Annotated in this window: 14 protein-coding genes; all 14 read right to left on the bottom strand. The window is 38.9% G+C overall.

Going from position 1 to position 19,293, the window contains the following annotated elements; all coding sequences use genetic code 11:
• Positions 1-18 precede the first annotated feature (18 nt).
• Positions 19-2,637, bottom strand: coding sequence for a type VI secretion system ATPase TssH (tssH, locus tag KK487_RS17665; RefSeq protein ID WP_215522170.1), 2,619 nt, complete (start codon positions 2,635-2,637; stop codon positions 19-21).
• Positions 2,638-2,659: 22 nt separating this feature from the next.
• Positions 2,660-3,649, bottom strand: coding sequence for a type VI secretion system baseplate subunit TssG (tssG, locus tag KK487_RS17660; RefSeq protein WP_215522169.1), 990 nt, complete (start codon positions 3,647-3,649; stop codon positions 2,660-2,662).
• Positions 3,646-5,472 carry a type VI secretion system baseplate subunit TssF gene (tssF, locus tag KK487_RS17655; protein WP_013462970.1) on the bottom strand — a complete coding sequence of 609 codons (1,827 nt, stop codon included), beginning with the start codon at positions 5,470-5,472 and terminating at the stop codon, positions 3,646-3,648. Before tssF ends, tssG begins: the two co-directional genes overlap by 4 nt.
• Positions 5,469-5,954, bottom strand: coding sequence for a type VI secretion system baseplate subunit TssE (gene tssE / locus KK487_RS17650; RefSeq protein WP_013462969.1), 486 nt, complete (start codon positions 5,952-5,954; stop codon positions 5,469-5,471). The genes tssF and tssE overlap by 4 nt, the downstream gene beginning before the upstream one ends.
• 15 nt (positions 5,955-5,969) lie before the next feature.
• The gene (locus KK487_RS17645; protein ID WP_024602744.1) at positions 5,970-6,749 is read right to left on the bottom strand and encodes a type VI secretion system accessory protein TagJ; all 780 of its coding nucleotides are present in this window, start codon (positions 6,747-6,749) and stop codon (positions 5,970-5,972) included.
• A gap of 2 nt (positions 6,750-6,751) precedes the next feature.
• Positions 6,752-8,278 (bottom strand): type VI secretion system contractile sheath large subunit, encoded by a 1,527-nt coding sequence (gene tssC / locus KK487_RS17640; RefSeq protein ID WP_028834236.1) that lies wholly within the window; start codon positions 8,276-8,278, stop codon positions 6,752-6,754.
• 36 nt (positions 8,279-8,314) lie between these two features.
• Positions 8,315-9,805, bottom strand: a complete 1,491-nt coding sequence (tssC, locus tag KK487_RS17635; RefSeq protein WP_013462966.1) for a type VI secretion system contractile sheath large subunit — start codon at positions 9,803-9,805, stop codon at positions 8,315-8,317.
• Positions 9,802-10,305 carry a type VI secretion system contractile sheath small subunit gene (gene tssB, locus KK487_RS17630; RefSeq protein ID WP_010389380.1) on the bottom strand — a complete coding sequence of 168 codons (504 nt, stop codon included), beginning with the start codon at positions 10,303-10,305 and terminating at the stop codon, positions 9,802-9,804. Before tssB ends, tssC (KK487_RS17635) begins: the two co-directional genes overlap by 4 nt.
• 15 nt (positions 10,306-10,320) lie before the next feature.
• The gene (gene tssA, locus KK487_RS17625; protein ID WP_215522168.1) at positions 10,321-11,436 is read right to left on the bottom strand and encodes a type VI secretion system protein TssA; all 1,116 of its coding nucleotides are present in this window, start codon (positions 11,434-11,436) and stop codon (positions 10,321-10,323) included.
• Positions 11,437-11,639: 203 nt separating this feature from the next.
• A complete protein-coding gene (locus KK487_RS17620) occupies positions 11,640-12,437 on the bottom strand; it encodes a PP2C family protein-serine/threonine phosphatase (RefSeq protein ID WP_033102984.1) in 798 nt (265 codons plus the stop codon).
• Positions 12,430-13,158: a type VI secretion system-associated protein TagF gene (tagF, locus tag KK487_RS17615; protein ID WP_215522167.1), complete on the bottom strand. Its 729-nt coding sequence runs from the start codon at positions 13,156-13,158 to the stop codon at positions 12,430-12,432. Before tagF ends, KK487_RS17620 begins: the two co-directional genes overlap by 8 nt.
• Positions 13,140-16,649 (bottom strand): type VI secretion system membrane subunit TssM, encoded by a 3,510-nt coding sequence (gene tssM, locus KK487_RS17610; RefSeq protein ID WP_215522166.1) that lies wholly within the window; start codon positions 16,647-16,649, stop codon positions 13,140-13,142. Before tssM ends, tagF begins: the two co-directional genes overlap by 19 nt.
• 10 nt (positions 16,650-16,659) lie before the next feature.
• Positions 16,660-17,940: a type VI secretion system protein TssL, long form gene (gene tssL / locus KK487_RS17605; protein WP_013462961.1), complete on the bottom strand. Its 1,281-nt coding sequence runs from the start codon at positions 17,938-17,940 to the stop codon at positions 16,660-16,662.
• A 22-nt stretch (positions 17,941-17,962) separates the two neighbouring features.
• Complete coding sequence (gene tssK, locus KK487_RS17600; protein WP_036955230.1) at positions 17,963-19,291, bottom strand: type VI secretion system baseplate subunit TssK; 1,329 nt, start codon at positions 19,289-19,291, stop codon at positions 17,963-17,965.
• Between the last annotated feature and the right edge of the window lie 2 nt (positions 19,292-19,293).

Here is a 19,293-nt window from a genome sequence, read left to right as displayed (position 1 = left end):
AACAACCTTAAAAACAAGTTATTTTGAATTAACTTTAGTTAACTCAATATCAAACTCATTATCTTTAATTAACAATGAGATAGATGTTACTTTTTCACCTTCAACCATGCTCGAAAGCAAGATCTCAGACAATAGAGGTAGTACTTTATTCTGTAATATCGTGTGAATATTTCGTGCACCCGATCCGGCATTTTGACAATTTGCAATAATGTGCTCAATCACATCATCGTTATACGTTAATTGCGCATCATAGTGCTTTTTAACACGCTTTATTATTTTACTAATTTGCAACGCTGCAATTTGGATCAGAATTTCATCACTTAACGGAATATATGGAATAACGTTAATTCGTCCTAAAAATGCAGGCTTAAATGCCCCTAATAAATCATCTTGTAATGCTTTTAATAAGCCTTTAATACTTGGCTTACTTTCTTCATCTTCAAATAAGCTCATTGTGGTATCAGTACCCACATTTGAGGTCATAATAATGATGGTATTTTTAAAGTCGATATCGCGACCTTCACCGTCCTTAATCGTACCTTTATCGAATACTTGATAGAAAATATCTTGCACGCCAGGATGCGCTTTTTCCATTTCATCAAGTAGCACTACACTGTATGGTTTTCTTCTTACTGCTTCGGTTAAAATACCGCCTTCGCCATAACCAACATAACCTGGAGGTGAGCCAAGTAGTAATGACACTTTATGCTCTTCTTTAAACTCAGACATGTTGATAACCGTTACGTTATCTTCACTGCCATACACTTCTTGTGCTAGTGAAAGTGCGGTCTCTGTTTTACCCACTCCGCTTGGGCCTGCCAGCATAAATATACCATTAGGGCGACTTTCATCTGCAAGCTGAGCACGGGAGGTTTGTACTACTTTAGCCATGAGTTCAAGCGCATGATCTTGACCAACTACACGTTGTTTCATTTGCGCAGCTAAATTTAAAATGCCATGAATTTCATCTTCATGCATTTTACCAACAGGAATACCAGTCCAATCAGAAATAACCTGTGCAATCAACTCTTCATCAACTTGCCAATGCACCATATTATGTTCGTACGAGGCAAGCTTAAGCTTGCTTTCTTTTAACTGCTCAAGTACTTCAGCAGAAGAGTCTGCATCGTTGGTGTTAATCGATTCAAGCGCTTGGTTTAATTCTGCAACGATGCCTTTTTCAACGTTGAACTGCTCATTTAATGGTTCAAGTTGCTGTTCAATCTCAACTAGTTCAGATTTAAGTGCTGATAATTGTTCGCTGTGATCTAAACCGGTTTTTTGCTCACGATTTAACATTAAAACTTGCGCTTCAATTTCACTAAGTCTATTCATTAACTGCTCAATCGCATTAGGTGTCGATGCTTGGCTCATAGCAACACGAGCACAGGCCGTATCTAACAATGCAACTGCTTTATCGGGAAGTTGCCTGGCAGTAATGTATCTGTGCGATAGATGCACCGCACTTTCAAGTGCTTGCTCTGAAATAAACACTTTATGATGCTTTTCCATAACAGGAACTAAACCACGTAGCATAGCAACCGCTTTTTCTGGCGTTGGCTCTTCAACCTTTACCACTTGGAAACGACGTGTTAGTGCAGCATCCTTTTCAAAAAACTTTTTATATTCAGCCCACGTTGTTGCTGCAATAGTACGTAACTCCCCTCTTGCTAGAGCAGGCTTAAGTAAGTTAGCAGCATCATTTTGACCCGCTTGTCCGCCACTACCAATCATAGTGTGAGCTTCATCTATGAAAAGAATCACAGGGTCAACAGCGTTTTTAACTTCATTAATTAGCGACTTTAAACGATTTTCAAATTCACCTTTCATGCCCGCACCCGCTTGCAGCAAAGCCAAATCTAGGCTGTGCAACTTAACGTTTTGTAATACTGCAGGTACATCTTTTTGAGCGATTCTTAGGGCAAGTCCTTCAACCACAGCGGTTTTACCTACACCCGCTTCACCCGTTAATATTGGATTGTTTTGACGACGTCTAGTTAAAATATCTACCATCTGACGTATTTCGAAATCACGACCTAAAATTGGGTCTATTTTTCCTGCTTTTGCTTGAGCGGTTAAATCGACGGTAAATTGATCTAAGCTTGGTGTTTTAGATGAACCATTTGCAGGTGTTGTAGCACTTGCAGTGGTGGTATTACGTTCTTGCGATTGGGCAACAATTTCAGGCCATGCATGTAGTAGTTGTCCAGGTTCTATATTATTGAAAAGCTTGCTACAACGCGTTACTAAACTAGACAAGGTATCGTCTTTTGTAAGCGTATAAATAACGTAAGCACTGCGAATTTGCTCATCAGTAAATTCTATACTGGTGCTTAACCATGATTGTCTAAGTAAAGTAGTAACATGTACCGATAGACTAGGCGACGAATCACTGCCCGTTTTAAATGACTCTAATGATTGATTTAAATCTTGCTTTACCTGATCAATATCAATATCGAAAGCACCGAATATGAGTCTAACATCGTCTAGTTGCTGCTCAATCATAGCTAACAGCCAATGCTCTAATTCAACCGTAAAATGGCTGCGGCTATTACAAATTGCGACCGCTGCTTCTAAGCTCTTTCTACAATCTGGGCTTAGTTTCTCAACTAATTTGTTTAATGTCATCGTTGACATACACTGTTCCTTTTAATTTTAATTATCCTTTAAACGATAACTTAGTAGGGTTAAATTTAGGGGTGTTTTTACTCGCCATTAAAAAGCTATTTGCGCCTAGTTGGCATTCACTTTTTGACAGCTGCACCGCATCAAGTTGTTGAAAATCTGACTCAATAACAAGTCGAAATGAAATCGCATTGCCCGCATAATCTTTTACAATCTTTGTAGCTAACTCAAATAACTTGCCTTTCGGTAACAAGGATTTTGCTTTATCAATATCAGTAGTGCTGATATGGATCTCAATATTAGAAGAAATATCCCATATCTTTTTACCTATTACGGTATCAACGCCTAAGCGAGCATGTTGTCCCTCATATAGGCGCTCACTTGCTAAACAAGTTTGTTCTTGTGGCTTCAAATCATGCCACTTTCCTATCATTTGTTTGATGACAACATCACAACCAAGGTAAGAGCTCAATACACTTTTTAAATCAAAAGCGTTGCGAATTTTTCGGCTATAAAGGCCTGAAAAGTGCAACTGATGATCATTATAGCCGCCACTTAAAAGTCCCAATATTTGTGTATATGGGTCTTTGTTTTTATCTTTGTTCACATGATTTAAAGACGGCTTATATTTTTTCCACGCTCGATAATATAAAGACACCAAACGATGATTAAACATATCGTAAAAGTCACGCATGGTGGTATCTTTATAGCGAAGACGCTGCATCACCAGCTCGCTGTAAAATTGGGGTAAAGCACCCGAGCAACCCGTTAATCCCATAAAAGAGATCTGCATGTTGACTTTATGCAACCCATCTTCAAAGCTAGCTTGCTCTAATTTTGTGATAGCGTTACCTGGGTAACCAAATTTTTGTGTTGCGGTAAATTTAATTAACTCTTGCTTTGGGCTACTGTCATACCCTACATAGCGATACTCTAAGCCATGCTTTTTCAGCTGGTTTTCAATAATGAAAACAGCTTTATAAAAATCAACTTGTGACGCTTGAGAAATAATATGCTGGATCATATTAACGGGCTTTCCCCAACTCGAGCAGGCCATTGATAATACACTTGCTCTTGTTCTTTGAGCCTTAAACTAACACGCGTAAAACTATTGATTGCCGCAAATTGTGCAAAGAAATGATCAAGAATAGAGGCAAAGAAAAACATGCCACTTCCCGAAAAATCATCATTGGCGAAGGTAATTTCAATTTCACTTCCCGTTGCAAAGCTTACTCGCCCTTTTTGCACAACACGCGCCGTTGCGGGTTCTACAATCACGCGGTAAATATTATCGATAAGGCCTTTTGTTTGCGGTGAAGCTCTAAAGTCATAAAGGCGTAGCACTTCTTTAAGCTTATTACATGCATCATCTCCACTAAACGCGTCGAGCGTTAAATGATTAACTAATTGCCAACGAGTTGCATCGGCTAATATCGGTCTAACTGCATGAGTAAATGGAATTAAACACCTAATTTTTTTAATTACATCACCGCGTTCTGGCATCAATAAGCCTAGCTCATCGTCTCCAAAAGGCATGCTTGCAGGGAGGTTTCGATTACTGCAATTAGCACGTACGGTTAGGACCGTGTTCCCTTCAGCATAATCCATAGCGCTATTTTCAAATCGTGCATCTACCAATGATAGAAACGATTCCGTACCTGACTCAACATAACCCCCTGCCCATGAGGCAGTTTCTCTGCGGATATGCCAAAACAAATCATCATGGCCTTGGTATCGTGGATGAGTTTGTCCATAAAACGGACAAACTATTTGTTTATTTCCCTTATGATCAAAGGCAATTACTTCTGAAATACCAATTACTTCTGAAATCTCAGAGTCCATATAACGCGGCGTTAATTGGTATTCGTATTCGCTCAGTTCAGGGCGAATAGGTTCTAGTTCTTGCTCAAACATATTGATAATGGGCGTACATCCCATTAAAAACATATTTTTGTCCACTTGCTTTTCAAGCTCGGTTGACTCTGAATCAAGATAAATATACACACTGCATTTGTTAGACTTTTTAGGCAGTGATGAACGAATATTTTCAAGTTCAACAAAACGAAACTTTTCCGGAAAGGTAAAATTTTCTACCAGTAACCGATAACCAGCACTTGATCGCTGCGAATAGGGCACCACCGCTTCATTTGCATCAAAGCCTACGGCTTTTAACTGGTTTTTAGAAAGGTACTTTATACCCTCTTCACCATTATCAAAAGCAATACCAATAGCGTGTTTAAATAATAGTTCATACACTTTAAGCGTATGATGCCATTGGCCATTTATAAATAATCGTAATTTTTCCAGCCCGGTTTCAGCTAATGATACACCCGGATATTCACCGGTTAGCTCAAGTTTGAAAATTGACTTAGCTTTTTCATGCCAACGAGGCTTAGGGGCAACAAACGGACTATTATCAAATTGGGCACTTGTAATTTCAACAGGCCATAAATAAGTTTCGTAACAGGTTTGAAACTTACATTGCTTCATCGACTCAACATTGGTTTCTACTTCACTGCCTCTTGGAATGACCACACCCGTGGTGGACAGATTTTCAGCCTCTAATTTTACCACCGACATAGAAGGGATAGGCGCTTGGTAGTCTGGCAGCATCTGTCCCAATAGAGCATCAGTTAGCTCAGGAAAGCTGTCATCGAGTTTTTGCCTAATATTAGCAGTTAAAAATGCGAACGATTCAATTAATCTAGATACATGAGGGTCTTCAATATGGTCATCACTTAACTTTAATCGCCCGGCAACTTTAGGGTACTTTTCAGAAAAGTCTTTACCCATGTGGCGAACAAACGCTAGTTCGCGATTGTAGTACTTCAATAACTCATCGTTCATAAAGAGGCCTCAATAATCTTCATACCTAAATTAACTGGCTCAACTTCAGAATCAAAGCTAATAAATTCAGGTTCTGGATCGGCATACAACAAGGCGTTGATCCTTAGGTTTAATACTCTGTTCACGGGTACTTCATCATCGGTAAACACTTCTACTTCAATAAACCGTGGTTCAAATTTTAAAATTGTATTTCTTACGGTTTCGCATAAAAGTGCACGCCCTTCGTGTGAGCTTACAGACATACTCGAAAAATCAGGCAAACCATATGATAAACACGAAGTCGACAACTCAGCATATTGTGATGGCCAGGTATGCCACTGAATTCGAGCATTTAGCAGCGCTTCTATGTCTCTACGCACATTTTTTCTCAGCTCACTAATGCTGATCCCCTCAGTACGAGAAGGCGCATCTTGAAAGTCAGGCTCATCGTCAATGAGCCTATCTAAAATAGATGCTTGGAGTTGCTGCTTATGTTCAATCATAATCGTTTATTGCGCTTACTCTGCTGTTTCAACGGCGTTGATTTTTAGACTGGGAATGGTGATTGCCTCATCGTTGACAAATAACATTTTCATTCCTTTACCTACAATAAACTCATCTTGTAGCTCATCCCAATCAGAAACCTGACCTAACTTTTCCAGCTCAGTATTTGAGTTTGCATAAACCAGCGGTAAATGTGCCGTGCCTGAAGGACCGTCTTTGATAGTGATCTCAACGCGTAACCAAATGCTCTCTAATAAAGACGCTACAGGTTCTACTTTTAATGTTTCAATTTCATTAAAGTTTGCAAGGTAAAACTCGCCATTCGTGCCTAGCACTTCTAAATATGGGCTTAAGCTATCATCTAAATCTCTAATTGCTGAATGCTCATCATCAACGCTTTCAAGACGAAGTGCTTCCATTTGTTTTGCAAGCGTTGCCGCTTCAGATGTTTCGCCTTCAAGTAAGGCTACGTGCATTTTTAAGAACAAGGTGTCTAGCTCATTAGCTTCATGAAAGAGTTTAGGAATGCCCTTACCTTGATAAAAATCTACACGCGATTGTTGTGCGCGAATTAAATGCCTAAGATTAACCGCACCTACAGCAAATTCAGGGTTCTTTTGCACCATAAAATCTAGCTGTTTATCTGCTTTTTCAAGTTCACCGTTAATGCAAAGTAATTCAGAATAAAGACTTCTAATATCAAAATTTAAAGGCTCATCTTGCAACTCTGTAGCGCAACATAATAAAGCATCAGCAAGTTTTCCCTCGCGAATTAAACTATGTATTTTTTTCATTACTATTCCTTTATTTTATGATGAGGACTGAGCTCTGTTATTAACTTAATACTCGAGACCATTTGGTCTAACTGAAAATGGGGCTGTAACTGCAAAACCGAAAAGTAATGACCCGGATTAGCCTTGTTTTCACTTACTTTTATTTTTGCATTACTGAGTGGGTATTTACTTCTAATGTGCTCAGACGCAGAGTCTGACGCGGTTGTGTAATTATTGATCCACGCTTGTAAATCTCTTTCACAGGCCTGTGCTGTGCTATAAGAACCAACACGATCTCGGGCCAATAATTTTAAATAGTGCGCAAAGCGCGATACACATAAAATGTATTGCAACATAGACGATAAGCGCGCATTGATATTAGCAGCGCTTGAGTCGTAATTTTTTGTCTTTTGAACCGACGCATTACTGTAAAAAACAATATGTTCGGTATTTGTAACCGAAGAGGCAGGGATAAAACCGAGTTCAGAAAATTGCTTTTCAAACTTACTGGTTACTAACAAATCCAGTGGCGGCTTGGCTTCTTTTTGATAAGTATCGTTTGCAAAGCTATCGCGAGCTAGCCCTGTGACTAAGCCTTTTGACACTTTCCCTGGCTCTATACCACGTATATGCCCAAACCAGCCGCTATCGCAGTAAGCTCTGATTATTGTTGATACAAATTGATAGGCTGCATTTCCCCACAGCATATCGGTTTCTGGATTAATAATTTGTTCTTTGAAATAGAATTCTTGATGGCGCTTACCGTCATTAGCATAAGGCGGCCTAACTAGCACATGAGGGAGTGTAAAACCCATGAATCTAGCTTCTTCCATTTTTCTAAAGCTTTGCCATTTTATATATTCAGGCTGCTCAAAATGATTAAATAAATCAGAGTAATAACCTAAGTCGGAAAAGCTATCAGCGCCAAATAAGTTAGCCGATGCCGAACATATAAAAGGAGAAAATGCGGCGGCAGCCGTTCTTGACACTTCTTTAATCGTATCTATATCGTTGTAAATAGTGCCCGCTGAGCAACCATTACTAATTTCATAATCACCAATCACAATACCAAAGGGCTCGCCGCCGGCACTGTCAAATTCGTTTTGATAGAGTAATTGAAAAAACGTACTTTGATCAAAATCTATCGCTTTATTTACGTCTTTTGAGAGCGTTGGCCAGTCACAATTAAGCAATTTAACTTTTACTTTTTTTTCTTTGTCTTGTTGCTCTGTTTGTAATAATAGCCACCATAGATTTCGCCAACTAGCTTCTAAATTTTGAAAGCTTTTTGCATGAATTATATGATTGAGTTGTGCAGAAATCAGTTGATCGAGTTCAATGATCACACGCTGTAAATAAGGACTCAATGACTCCTTATTCCAAGAAAGTGGAGAATCAGAAGAGCCTTCAAGCCATAATAATAACGCTTTATCTAGGTTTTTTTCGTTCAAAAACCTATCGAGTAAAGCGTCATTATCACTTATTCGAGACTGCGACTTTTGTTGAAAAGTGAAGTCTTGATTGATAAATGAAAACTCTTCGTGATTCATTCTATTGCATCATCCTTAATGCAGAGAGCGGTATTATTAACCGATCTCTGGGATTTTAGCTACAAGGCGTAAAGAAGAAGTAAGCTCTTCCATTTGTAACCAAGGTTTAAGCCAAGCAACAGCGTTATAAGCACCAGGTTGTCCTGGGATCTCTTTTACAGATACTTTCGCATCAGCAAGAGGGTAACGTGCTCTAATATCTTGACCACCGCCCTCTGTCGCATTTACATAAGACAGAATCCAACGGTTTAACCATGATTCAACGTCTTCGGCTTCCATAAAGCTACCAATTTTATCGCGCGCCATTACTTTAAGGTAATGAGCAAAACGAGAAGTCGCCATTAAGTAAGGTAAGCGTGCTGAAATGGCAGCATTAGCGGTTGCATCAGGTGTTGAGTAGATTTTTGGTTTTTGACAGCTTTGGCCACCAAAGAAAACAGCATAATCAGTGTTTTTATAGTGACATAAAGGCAAGAAACCTAACTGGCTTAGCTCGGCCTCACGACGGTCTGTAATGCCAATTTCTGTTGGACATTTAAGATCTGGATCGCCATCATCACTTGTAAATATGTGCGTTGGTAAGCCTTCTACTTTACCACCACCCTCTGCGCCACGAATAGCAGTACAGAAGCCATATTGAGAGAAAGCAGCGGTCATGTTTGTTGCCATAGCGTATGCGGCATTACTCCAACAGTAATCACTATTATCAGTACTGACTGAACGACCATCTTTCGCTTCAACTTCAAACTCTTCGTAGTTAAATTCTTCAACTGGTTTTGACGCTGCACCATAAGGTAAACGCGAAAGGAAACGCGGCATAGTAAGTGATACAAAGCGTGAATCATCGCTGTCTCTAAATGAACGCCATTTAGTGTATTCTAGTGATTCAAACACTTTTTCTAAATCACGTGGCTTAGTTAATTCTTCCCAATTATCAAAACCAAATAACGACGGTGATGATGCGGCAATAAATGGACAGAAACCAGCAGCTGCAACATTAGACATTAAGCTTAATGTTTCAACATCTTCTGGGTGATTCGTAAATTCAAAGTCACCTACAATCGTGCCATACGGTTCACCACCTGGGGTACCAAATTCTGACTCGTAAATTTTCTTGAAGGTTTGGCTTTGATCAAACTCAACAGCTTTACTTAAGTCTTTATGCAGCTCTTTCTTTTTCATGTTTAAAACACGAATTTTTAATGTTGAGCTAGTTTCAGAATTCATCACTAAGTGATGTAATCCGCGCCATGAGCCTTCAAGTTTTTGAAACTCATCCGTGTGCATTACGACACTTAACTGCTTTGAGATTTTTTGATCGATTAATTGAATTGCTTCATTAAACGTCACAGTCATGTTTTTGTTCCATTGAACTGTACCTTTTAATGCTTCTTCAGTTAACGTTTTCAGTAACTCTTCAGCACGGCTTGACTCTGTTTGTTTAGTCGCACCAATTGCTTGCTCTAAAAGTGAAGAACTAACTTCTGCTACCGATTCTGATTCTGTTGCTAATTGTTCAGTGCTCATTTATCAGTCTCCTCTAAGTTAAGTTCTTTCGCCATCGAGTCTAAGCTTGCTGTGTTGCTTAATACTTCTTCTAGTACGTTTTCAAGTTCTTCTGAGCGGTCAATCTTCGTCATCAAGTCACGAAGCTTGTTACGCGTTTCCATCAATTTTCGTAACGGCTCTACTTGATTTACAACGGCTGCAGGCTCGAAATCGTCAATCGATTTGAAGTTCAAATTAACTTCAAACTGAGAACCATCATCCGTTAATGTGTTGTCTACTTTTAAACGTAGAGATGGGCTCATACGCTTTAAAACATCATTAAAGTTATCACGATCAATTTGAATAAAACGTCTATCTTTTAGTGGCTTAAGCGCTTCTGTATTATCACCAGAAAAATCGCCCATTACACCCACTACAAAGGGTAATTCTTTTTTTACTGCCGCGCCCTCAGTTTCCACATCATAAGTGATATGTACTCTAGGTTTACGAACTCGTTTTAACTTATCATGGATACTCATTGAGAACTCCTTTTACTATGTTTCAGTTTCGCTGATCTTAATGCCAGACAACTTAAAGTATCCAGTCCTAGCATCACTATCTGTAATTAACTCATTTAATAACTCAGGTAGCGATAATTCGCTCCATCGAATAACTTGTTCTATCGTGTAAGACATCGGTGAATGAGGTTCAGTCTTTCTGAAAAAAGTCGCAATTTCTTGAAGTTTTTTAATTGCGTTTTCTCTTGAATTAATCTCATCACTGCTAAGCTTTTTAGGTTGCTCTGAGTCAGCTTGAATCGCATCCTCAACGAGTTCCTCTTCAGGCTCAGCGTTAGCTTTATCTAGTGCAGTTTGCGCTGCTTCAAGCTTATCTGCTGCTACGTGTTTTACCGCCGCTAAGCTCACTTCTAATGCTTGTTTGATGTTAGACGTCGGTTGTGGCTCACCTGTCACCTCATCCATAACTTCGCTCAAGGCAGCAAACTGCTCTATCGCATCTTCAATATCGTTTTTTAAAGACACAAAAAATTCGGTACTGGTCTCAGCGGCACTTTTTTCTAATTGCTCAAAATCAACTGCGCCTTGGGCTATTTTCTTTTCGCGCTTTTCATCATTTAAACGCGAAATATCATACCCTTGCTGATACTCCCAAAAAGAAAAAGGATCCATACTGACACTGTCTGTCATATAAATGCTTTTTATTGGGATGATCAACGTGCCTTCACCGGCTGTACCATTTAAGCCAACTAAGGCAGACACTTTGTCTGAAATTTCATCACCGTCATCAAGTGTTGGATAAAGGGATTCAAAATGGTGTTCAAGCAAATACTTGGCAACGCGAAAACCAAACGCTATTCCTTTAAACCCGTGAACGCGGCAAAAACCTTCAATTAGCCATGCAAGGTATTCAATATCCTTGCTTTCGCTTTTAACTGCCTCACTGCATTGTTCAAGTAATGGCAGCCAATCTCGCGAAAGTGAAGCAATTCCCTCTTCATCGACTAAGGCATTTCTTTCAGCCGCACGAAGTTGGTTTCTTAAATCTTTTAAGGCATAGTAAGTAGACGTTGGAGAGACGTCTGAGCGCGGATCAATACCTGCAAACTCAGCATCTGAAATAGGGGAAATATACTCTTCAAATAAAAACATTCCATTGTCCTAAATATTATCCATGTGCTCTAAGAAGCAAAGCGGAAATTATATTACATTCTTTAAATTAAATTACAAGCCTTGACGCTATTATGCCGATAAGCTGGCTAATGTTATTTTATAAATAATTGAAATAACAGTTTTTTTGTTCCTGATTTATTTACAACTTTTTTTCTTGATTATACTAAAACAGGCTTAATCAGCTACTTAGTGAACAATGGAATCGTTGCCTCATCTTGCAAATTGCAAGATTGTATCGATTGATTGGCATCCACATCATCATATTTCACTAAAATACAGGTCACGTTATCTTTGGCTCCTCTGACTAACGAAGAATGCATTAACGCCATTCCTGAATCAATAATACTAGAGGGTTCTAATGACAAACATATTTCTTCATCTGATAACTCGCCAGTAAGACCATCTGAACACAGTAAAAAAATATCGCCTGTGTTTATATCCCCTTCAACAACATCAACTTTTACTTCATCCATTACCCCTACGGCACGGGTAATTACATTAGACAGTGGATGATTTTTAGCTTCTTCAACAGAAATCATTCCTTCATCTATTAAGTCGTTAACTTGACTATGATCTCTAGAAACTTGAGTCAACTTACTGTTGCGTAACAAATAAGCTCTGCTGTCGCCAACCCATAAAATGTAATAGCGCTCATTTTTAACAAACAAAGCTGTCACCGTGCTGCCCGCTGTTTTGTTGCTTAAGTATTGCGCGCTATATTCAGTTAATTGTTTATTTGCATCTTCAATGGCTTTAACAATGTCACTGACGTTTAAATCTTCTAGTTTAAACTTTTCAACATGGGTTCTTATAACATCAACAACTAATTGGCTGGCAACTTCACCCGCTTCATGTCCTCCCATACCATCAGCTACTACCCATAAATTATGGCTGTTAATTTCTACATGCGCGTCTTCGTTAAGTTGCCTAACAGCACCTCGGTGGGTAATGGCATAACTTGAGCTTAAATTATTAATCACTATTTTTTACCTGTGTAAAATTCCATTCCCAATGTTTCCATCGTCCATCTAGCATAGCGGCCACTTGATTTACAGGCGGTAGAGCCGAAGTGATCAACACCATAGGCTTAATATTGCATGAGCCATGAGTCCACCAAACACTGTAATCACCATACTTTTTATATAAAATGGCATGCATGGCATCTTGTAAAATGTGATCACTTAATTCGGTACCAGAAAACTCCAATGCTGTAGCCTGTTTATTCTTATCTAGCGAGTTTGCAAAACTAACTTGCTTTTTAGTTGAAGTAATTTCGCTCAAAGTATTAGCTAACTCATTGCGCCAAGAAAATAAATCAACGGAGCCATCAAGTACTTTGAGTACTGCATCTTCGTACTCCAACGAAAAAACACCAGAATGAAGCACATCGACAGGAGCAATATGTGTTGTTCGCGTTACCGTGAGAGGATAATGCCTCCCCACAGCATCCATACTTGGCAATAACGTGCCCATAACGCCAGTATCACCCACAATATTTGGGCTTAAGGCAAAATGCCAAACGGGACCTGTTAAATAGTTTTCTTGCCAAACATCACCAAGCTGTTCTTTACTTACAGCAATGGCAGCCTGAAGCCATTGCTCCCAATGCTCTGAAAACTCTTTAGTAACATTATCTTGAACAAAGTCGCCTAAACAAGGGACTTTGCCAAGATAACCAATATCTACAATCGGGTCGGACATGAGAACTTCTCTACACTGCTATTCCAAAAAGGATGCCTGATTGAACTCGGCAATAATTCTACTTTTGCATTGTTACCCATTAGTGAGAAATGCAGCTCTAAGTCTTCTCGCGTTTTACTTCGCTTTTCACTCAGTTCATCTAACATTCTGTATAGTGACCACTCACCTTGGTAGGTGGTGTTAATTGAACGCCCACCATTTGGTGGAGTAAACACCACTCGAGTTTTGCTTTGACCACTTGCACCAGGCCAAACAAAATTGGTCACCTTAAGCGGACCATGACGATAAATCATAGATTGGCCATCAATTTCAATCATGAAGCTTGAGACCGTTTTGTCTAATTTAAAGGTACGCAAGCCAAACTCAATTCTTGGAGTATTACTACCACGGTCAAAAAATGCGGTTTGAATTTTGTAAGCATGCTCGAACATTTTTAACGTGTTGTTGCTAATACCAATATCTTTTTCAAACTTCCAAGGGGTTGAACTCATGTCCACACTCGGGGCTACGTAGCTATTGAAAAAGTTGTCTATGGTGCCATTAGGACCAAAGAAGCGGGTAAAGTCTTTAATGCTGACTTCTTTTTCAGCCTGCGGAGCAAATGGGTAACGGCCCACAATCGCCGCGTTATACTCGCGTAAAACTTTACTTTTCCAAATTTCATTTAGATGCCTGTTAGCACTATTTTTGGTTATGTTGCTAGTATCTCTACTAATATCCAGTAACCAACTATTAAATGGATAAGGTAAGTCGCTGCTTTGATACTCTAATTGGCGAATAAAGCTAGGTTTACTCTTACCGCTTATTTGATCTTTAATGGAATACTTAAGCTGATCGCCTCTATCAAGCTTGGTTAAATAAATATTTAACTCTCTTAAATTTTTCTGAATATTATCAAGTTGCTGAACATCAATATCAATAATATCTTCAAAGGCTTCTTCTACTTGGTAACCTGGTAGATCAATTTCAAATTTTGGAGCTTCATCAGGTAAAAAGCGCTTAATTCGATTTGCTTTAGTTTGCATAGCGACTTTAGCAGCATTGGCTGCCACATCACCGGCTACTTTTTGATTTTCAGATACTGGTAGTTTAGTAAGCTGAACATTCTTTTTCACCGCATTAATGATATTTTTAATCGGCGCTTCAGAGCCTGCTAATACATCAGTAATATTGACGCCTTCAGCGGGTGAGCTGTATTGATTAAGACTCAAGTCATCTAAAAATGACTGCCAATAATAAATGTAATCTTGGAAATAGCGCTGCTCTAGTTTCTTCTCTATCTCCGCTTTAGAAATATCGTAAGTTCCTGAGGCTTCTTGCCCGTAAACCCAGCTACTAGCCATTAAGTTGCCAAGCATTTTTCCTTTTTCAATATTAAAAATGCCATGAAAACCATTAAAAGTGTATAACCCTGGAATGCTTCGCGTTAAGTCGCCGTTATTACGAAAAGTAAACTTTTGTGCACTTTCAAAGCTAATAATATCGGTTAGTCTGAAAGGCGGAATACTACTATCGAGAAAATCAGCTTGAAGACGCTGGTATGCTCTTTCCGCAATCGGTAGTTTAGTTAACTCTGCACGTGCAACTCGCACAGCTTGGTTATCTATTTCGGTTTGCGTGATTCCCTCATTGAGTAAAGCTGAAATATGATTCATTAACTCACCACGCGTTTGCATATTCAAATCACCGGGTAAGTTTCTGTCTAAATAAGCACTGAACCACACCACAATATCTTCACTTTCAAAGTATTCAGGTTTAAACAACATTAAGTAACACTTTAGCGTTTCATATAAATAGCTTAAGTGTTCTGGATGCGCTTCCATTTCCTTAATTAAAGTATTAGCAACAAATGGCTCTAAATACGTTTGTAAAGAACGCTTGTAAGCATTAGTAGAAGATTCTTTAATTTCGGTTAACTTATTAAAACCAACTGATGAAGCATCCTCAGGGTTAATGAGCTCAGGGTTAGTAGCAGGTAGATTTCTCAGTGCATTTAGTCTGTCGTTCAACACCAATAAATTATTTCTATCAAACGAAGAGGCATCGAGCTCTTGGTAAGTAGTAATTGCCTCATCGGTGGCGTCTATTAAGTTGCTATTCCATGCAAAACTAAAGTACCACGAAACTGAAAAACCTAATAAAGCAACACACGCAGCTGAAATACTTGCAACGCGAAGCCATTTATTTTGCTTATCATGATGTTTGTTAGTGCTTGCTAAGTTTTGCTCAGGAAAAATAACACTTTCTAAAACATTCTTAATAAAGAAACTTTTAGATTGATTTATGTAATCTGTTTTCCCTGCGCTCGCATCATTTAAAAAGCTTGACGGTGTCCCTTCTTGCGTCGCACTGGTTAAGTACACCCCTCTGAACATGGGTAATTCTTCATAGGCATTGGGGGTGAAAATTTCTTTTAAAAAGTCATCACCTACGCCCTGCAATACCCGTAACTGTCGAGGGAATTCAAAAATCTTGGCACGAATAGCTTCGTTTCGCTCATTGATAAGCCGACGATTTAACATCTCTGTAAGCTTAGAAATTAAAGCATGGAACTCTTTATTGAACGCATCTACCTGAGTATCTTTATCTAAATCAAGTTCAAAGGTAATTCCCCAAACCTGCTCACATTCTTCTTCAGTTAGCTCAGCAAAAAACTCTCTAAAGCCTTCAATTAAATCAACTTTAGAAAAAATAACATAAACAGGAAATGTCATCCCTAGTTGGTTTTGTAATTCTTGAAGACGCTGCTTTATAGCACGAGCATGTAGGTTTCGCTCAGTTTTGGTCTGGCTCATTAGCTCAGAAATACCCATGCTGATCATCACGCCATTAATAGGACGTAACGGGCGATGCTTTCTTAATAACCCTAAAAAACCTTCCCATGCTCTTGAGTCATGTTTTGCGTGGCTACTTTGTGTTGTGTAACGCCCTGCGGTATCAATTAATACCGCTTTATTGGTAAACCACCAGTCACAATTACGGGTACCGCCTACACCATGAACTAAGTCAACGCCTAGCTTATCTTTTAATGGATAATCGAGGCCTGAGTTATGAATAACCGTTGTTTTACCTGCACCCGGAGGGCCAATCATAATATACCAAGGTAACTGGTATATATTTTTACCTTTAAATAGCTTTACATCTTTTAGTAGATCTATAGCTTCATTCATTCTCGTTTTAAGAGTAGTAATTTCTTCGTTTACTTCACTACTATTGGCATCATTGTTATCAATTAACTCATCTGCCATTTTTTCATCGCGCTTATTTTGCTGCATAAGACGATAAATTTTGGTCACTGAAAAAACTAATAATACCAATAAAATAGTTAATAATCGTGATGCTAAACCTGCAAGCGGTACATAGTCTGCCACTGCGATTAAAGGGCCACCAAACCAAATTAATAATGATAAGGCTAAAAAGCCGATAATTAATATAGCGGTTCGTGATGTTAGTGCGTAGGTTATTTTTTTAAATTTTTGTGAGAAACTCATTGCAGCCTCATTAAAATAATAGATCGATTTCAATTCGTCGGTTTAATGACCGAGAAGCTGAATCTGAATTGCTGGCGATAGGCTCTGCAGCGCCCTTTCCTTCTGGCCATAAACGACCGCTTAAGTTGGTACTTTTAGCCATTAAATTAGCAACCTGTGTTGCTCTGGCTAAAGAAAGATGCCAATTAGAAGGATACTTATCTGTACTAATTGGTAAGTCATCTGTGTGGCCCGTTATAAGCACTCGCCCTTTAGTTCCCTCTAAGCTTAACGCTAACTTTTCTAAAATAGGCTGAAATGATGGAAGTAGTTGTGAATCCCCTTGTTTAAACAAATTTTCACTGTTTATCGTTATGCGGATCCCATCGGAATTTTTTGCAACAGCAACAATCCCCATTTTAATTTCTGTTTGCAGTAACTGTTCAAGTACACGCAGCTGCTGATCTTTTTTATCAACCGTTTGATTAACAGCTAACGGATGAATGCCCGCTAGTTTTTCATTAATCGCAAAAACATCGTTATTTAGCTTCATATTTATTGATAGATAAATCATCAATAATATCAGCCCCAGCACAGAAAATATGACCCACAGTGGCACTTGATTTCTTAGTTCAACACCTGCAGCAACTCTTTGTTGCCAGTTTGGAGATAGTTTATTATTAATCGGGCCATCAAGCTGATTGAGTAAATGATAAAGCTGTGAACGATACTCTTCGACTTTTGTATCGCCGCCGGCATCTAATCGATATTTCCCTTTAAAGCCTAAGTTTAAACAGTGGTATTGCAACTCCAAAAACTGTTTGTTTTTTTCAGGTTGCCCTAACCCGGCATCAAGTAGAGTATAAAAATATTCACCACCAAAGGTTTCTTTGTGAAAAGTCGACAGTAGACTTTCATCAGCCCACTCCATTGAGCTCCACTTTGAATTCAATACAGACTCATCAAGAATAGCGCATAGGCAATAGCGTGAATTATTAATTACTTCTTTTGATAGGTGCTGGTTACGGACTTCCACTTCAAAACGCTTTATAGCCTCAACACAGCGGTGTTTGAGCGCTGCTAGATTGCTCATTTCAAGCGATTGATTTATGGATATCACAAGAGAAAAGCAATCTGTTGCCGCTTCTAACAAGGGATTTTTAAAAATTGATACCTTATTATTGCTCATCGGCTTTGCAGAGGGTGGCTCAACCGACATAACGGTTTTATCAGCATCATTTTGCGCTGCACCACTGCTTGGGGTATTTCGCCCTAGTCGGCCAGGGCGTGGTTTTATAATGGTTTCGTCCATTGAAACTCTTCCTTTTAAAAAGTTAAGTTCTAATAGCCCAAAGGCTTAATTGGAGTTCTGGGTAACTTCCTGAGAGGTGGATAGCAATTCCTCCGCTGGAGCGCAGTTTTTCCCAATGTTCACCATGGCGATTTAATTCAAAATAATGAAAACCAGCATGGTAAGGGATCTGTCTTGGCGCTGTTGGCAAGTTACTAATTGTAATACCTGGGATCTGGTTGTTAACAAGATCACGAATGGTTTCAACGCTGCCAATTTTAATTTGCGAAGGTAGAATTTTTCTCAACTCTTCATGCGGAACGCTTGCTTTAATTGCTAAAACAAACTGCGCTGAATTTAAAATAGATTTATCTTTTAAGGCACCAAACGAAATACCAAACTTACTTTGTTCAAGCTTAATTTCAGTCGCGGTTTGCTCAATTACATGGCTTAATGATTGGTATAAAAAGTTAACCACTTCACTAAACACTTGCCCTAAATTTGTGTGATCATAATTAGGTAATTTAGGCACTCTTTTATTAGCCGTGCTAAAGGTTGATAACTCACCTGCCAGTTCAATTAAGCGGCTATAAAACACGTTCGGATGTAAACTATTAACGCTGAGCAAATTATTAAATATCGCGTCATATTTATTTAGTGTTTGCAGCATTATAAAATCTGCAACTGACGTACTACCCGCATAACCTTGGCACAACCTAGCAGCAATGCTTTCAGCGCGTTGCTTTATCATTGAGCCAATTTCTCTCACTAGCCCCGATAAAGGTTTACACTGCCCTACTTTTAAAGAGGGAGGAATGTACTTAGCATCTAATTTTATTTGCCCTTCGCTGCTCACATCCACTATTCGTGCTAAAGGCAACACGATATACCCTGAATGATCATCAGAAGACAACATCAACTTACTGTATACTTTTGCAACTTGAATTATTTCTTGAGACTGCGCTCCCAATAAGTCATCACTCACTGCCAAATCGTTAAGCTTATAGCGAGTAACCATATTATCGTCAGTTGACGATATATTAACGCCACTATTTTTTAGCGCAGGAATAGCCAAATAAACAACTTCGTCAAACACATCTTTATTAACCACTAAAGGCTCAGGTAAAGAGGTTGACTGAGGCATATCAATTGGCAGTAGATCTGGGGTAATTGCAGTTAATGAATCCACAGCGAATTGACCACTGTTAAGTAATTCATTATCAATACTAATATCTATTATTCCCCATGGATCAGCAAGGTTTCCACTGCATACTTGCTTAATCACATTTGAAATATATTTATCTGATTGCTGAAAGTGCTGAGGTCTTAAAAACATCCCCTCAGTCCAAGCAACACGAGTGTTATCACTCATTT

Origin of the sequence: Pseudoalteromonas sp. SiA1 (assembly GCF_018732205.1) — a bacterium.
GTDB lineage: Bacteria > Pseudomonadota > Gammaproteobacteria > Enterobacterales > Alteromonadaceae > Pseudoalteromonas > Pseudoalteromonas tetraodonis.
Note: the sequence above shows the minus strand (reverse complement) of the source record. Positions and strands in the feature narration are given on the sequence as shown.

Coding starts and splice junctions, on each gene's coding strand:
- tagF (WP_215522167.1), bottom strand. CDS start 13,158: ATGTCCGACCCGATTGTAGATATTGGTTATCTTGGCAAAGTCCCTTGT.
- tssC (WP_028834236.1), bottom strand. CDS start 8,278: ATGAATCACGAAGAGTTTTCATTTATCAATCAAGACTTCACTTTTCAA.
- tssG (WP_215522169.1), bottom strand. CDS start 3,649: ATGATCCAGCATATTATTTCTCAAGCGTCACAAGTTGATTTTTATAAA.
- tssC (WP_013462966.1), bottom strand. CDS start 9,805: ATGAGCACTGAACAATTAGCAACAGAATCAGAATCGGTAGCAGAAGTT.
- tssK (WP_036955230.1), bottom strand. CDS start 19,291: ATGAGTGATAACACTCGTGTTGCTTGGACTGAGGGGATGTTTTTAAGA.
- tssL (WP_013462961.1), bottom strand. CDS start 17,940: ATGGACGAAACCATTATAAAACCACGCCCTGGCCGACTAGGGCGAAAT.
- tssE (WP_013462969.1), bottom strand. CDS start 5,954: ATGATTGAACATAAGCAGCAACTCCAAGCATCTATTTTAGATAGGCTC.
- tssH (WP_215522170.1), bottom strand. CDS start 2,637: ATGTCAACGATGACATTAAACAAATTAGTTGAGAAACTAAGCCCAGAT.
- tssB (WP_010389380.1), bottom strand. CDS start 10,305: ATGAGTATCCATGATAAGTTAAAACGAGTTCGTAAACCTAGAGTACAT.
- KK487_RS17645 (WP_024602744.1), bottom strand. CDS start 6,749: ATGAAAAAAATACATAGTTTAATTCGCGAGGGAAAACTTGCTGATGCT.
- tssF (WP_013462970.1), bottom strand. CDS start 5,472: ATGAACGATGAGTTATTGAAGTACTACAATCGCGAACTAGCGTTTGTT.
- tssA (WP_215522168.1), bottom strand. CDS start 11,436: ATGTTTTTATTTGAAGAGTATATTTCCCCTATTTCAGATGCTGAGTTT.
- tssM (WP_215522166.1), bottom strand. CDS start 16,649: ATGAGTTTCTCACAAAAATTTAAAAAAATAACCTACGCACTAACATCA.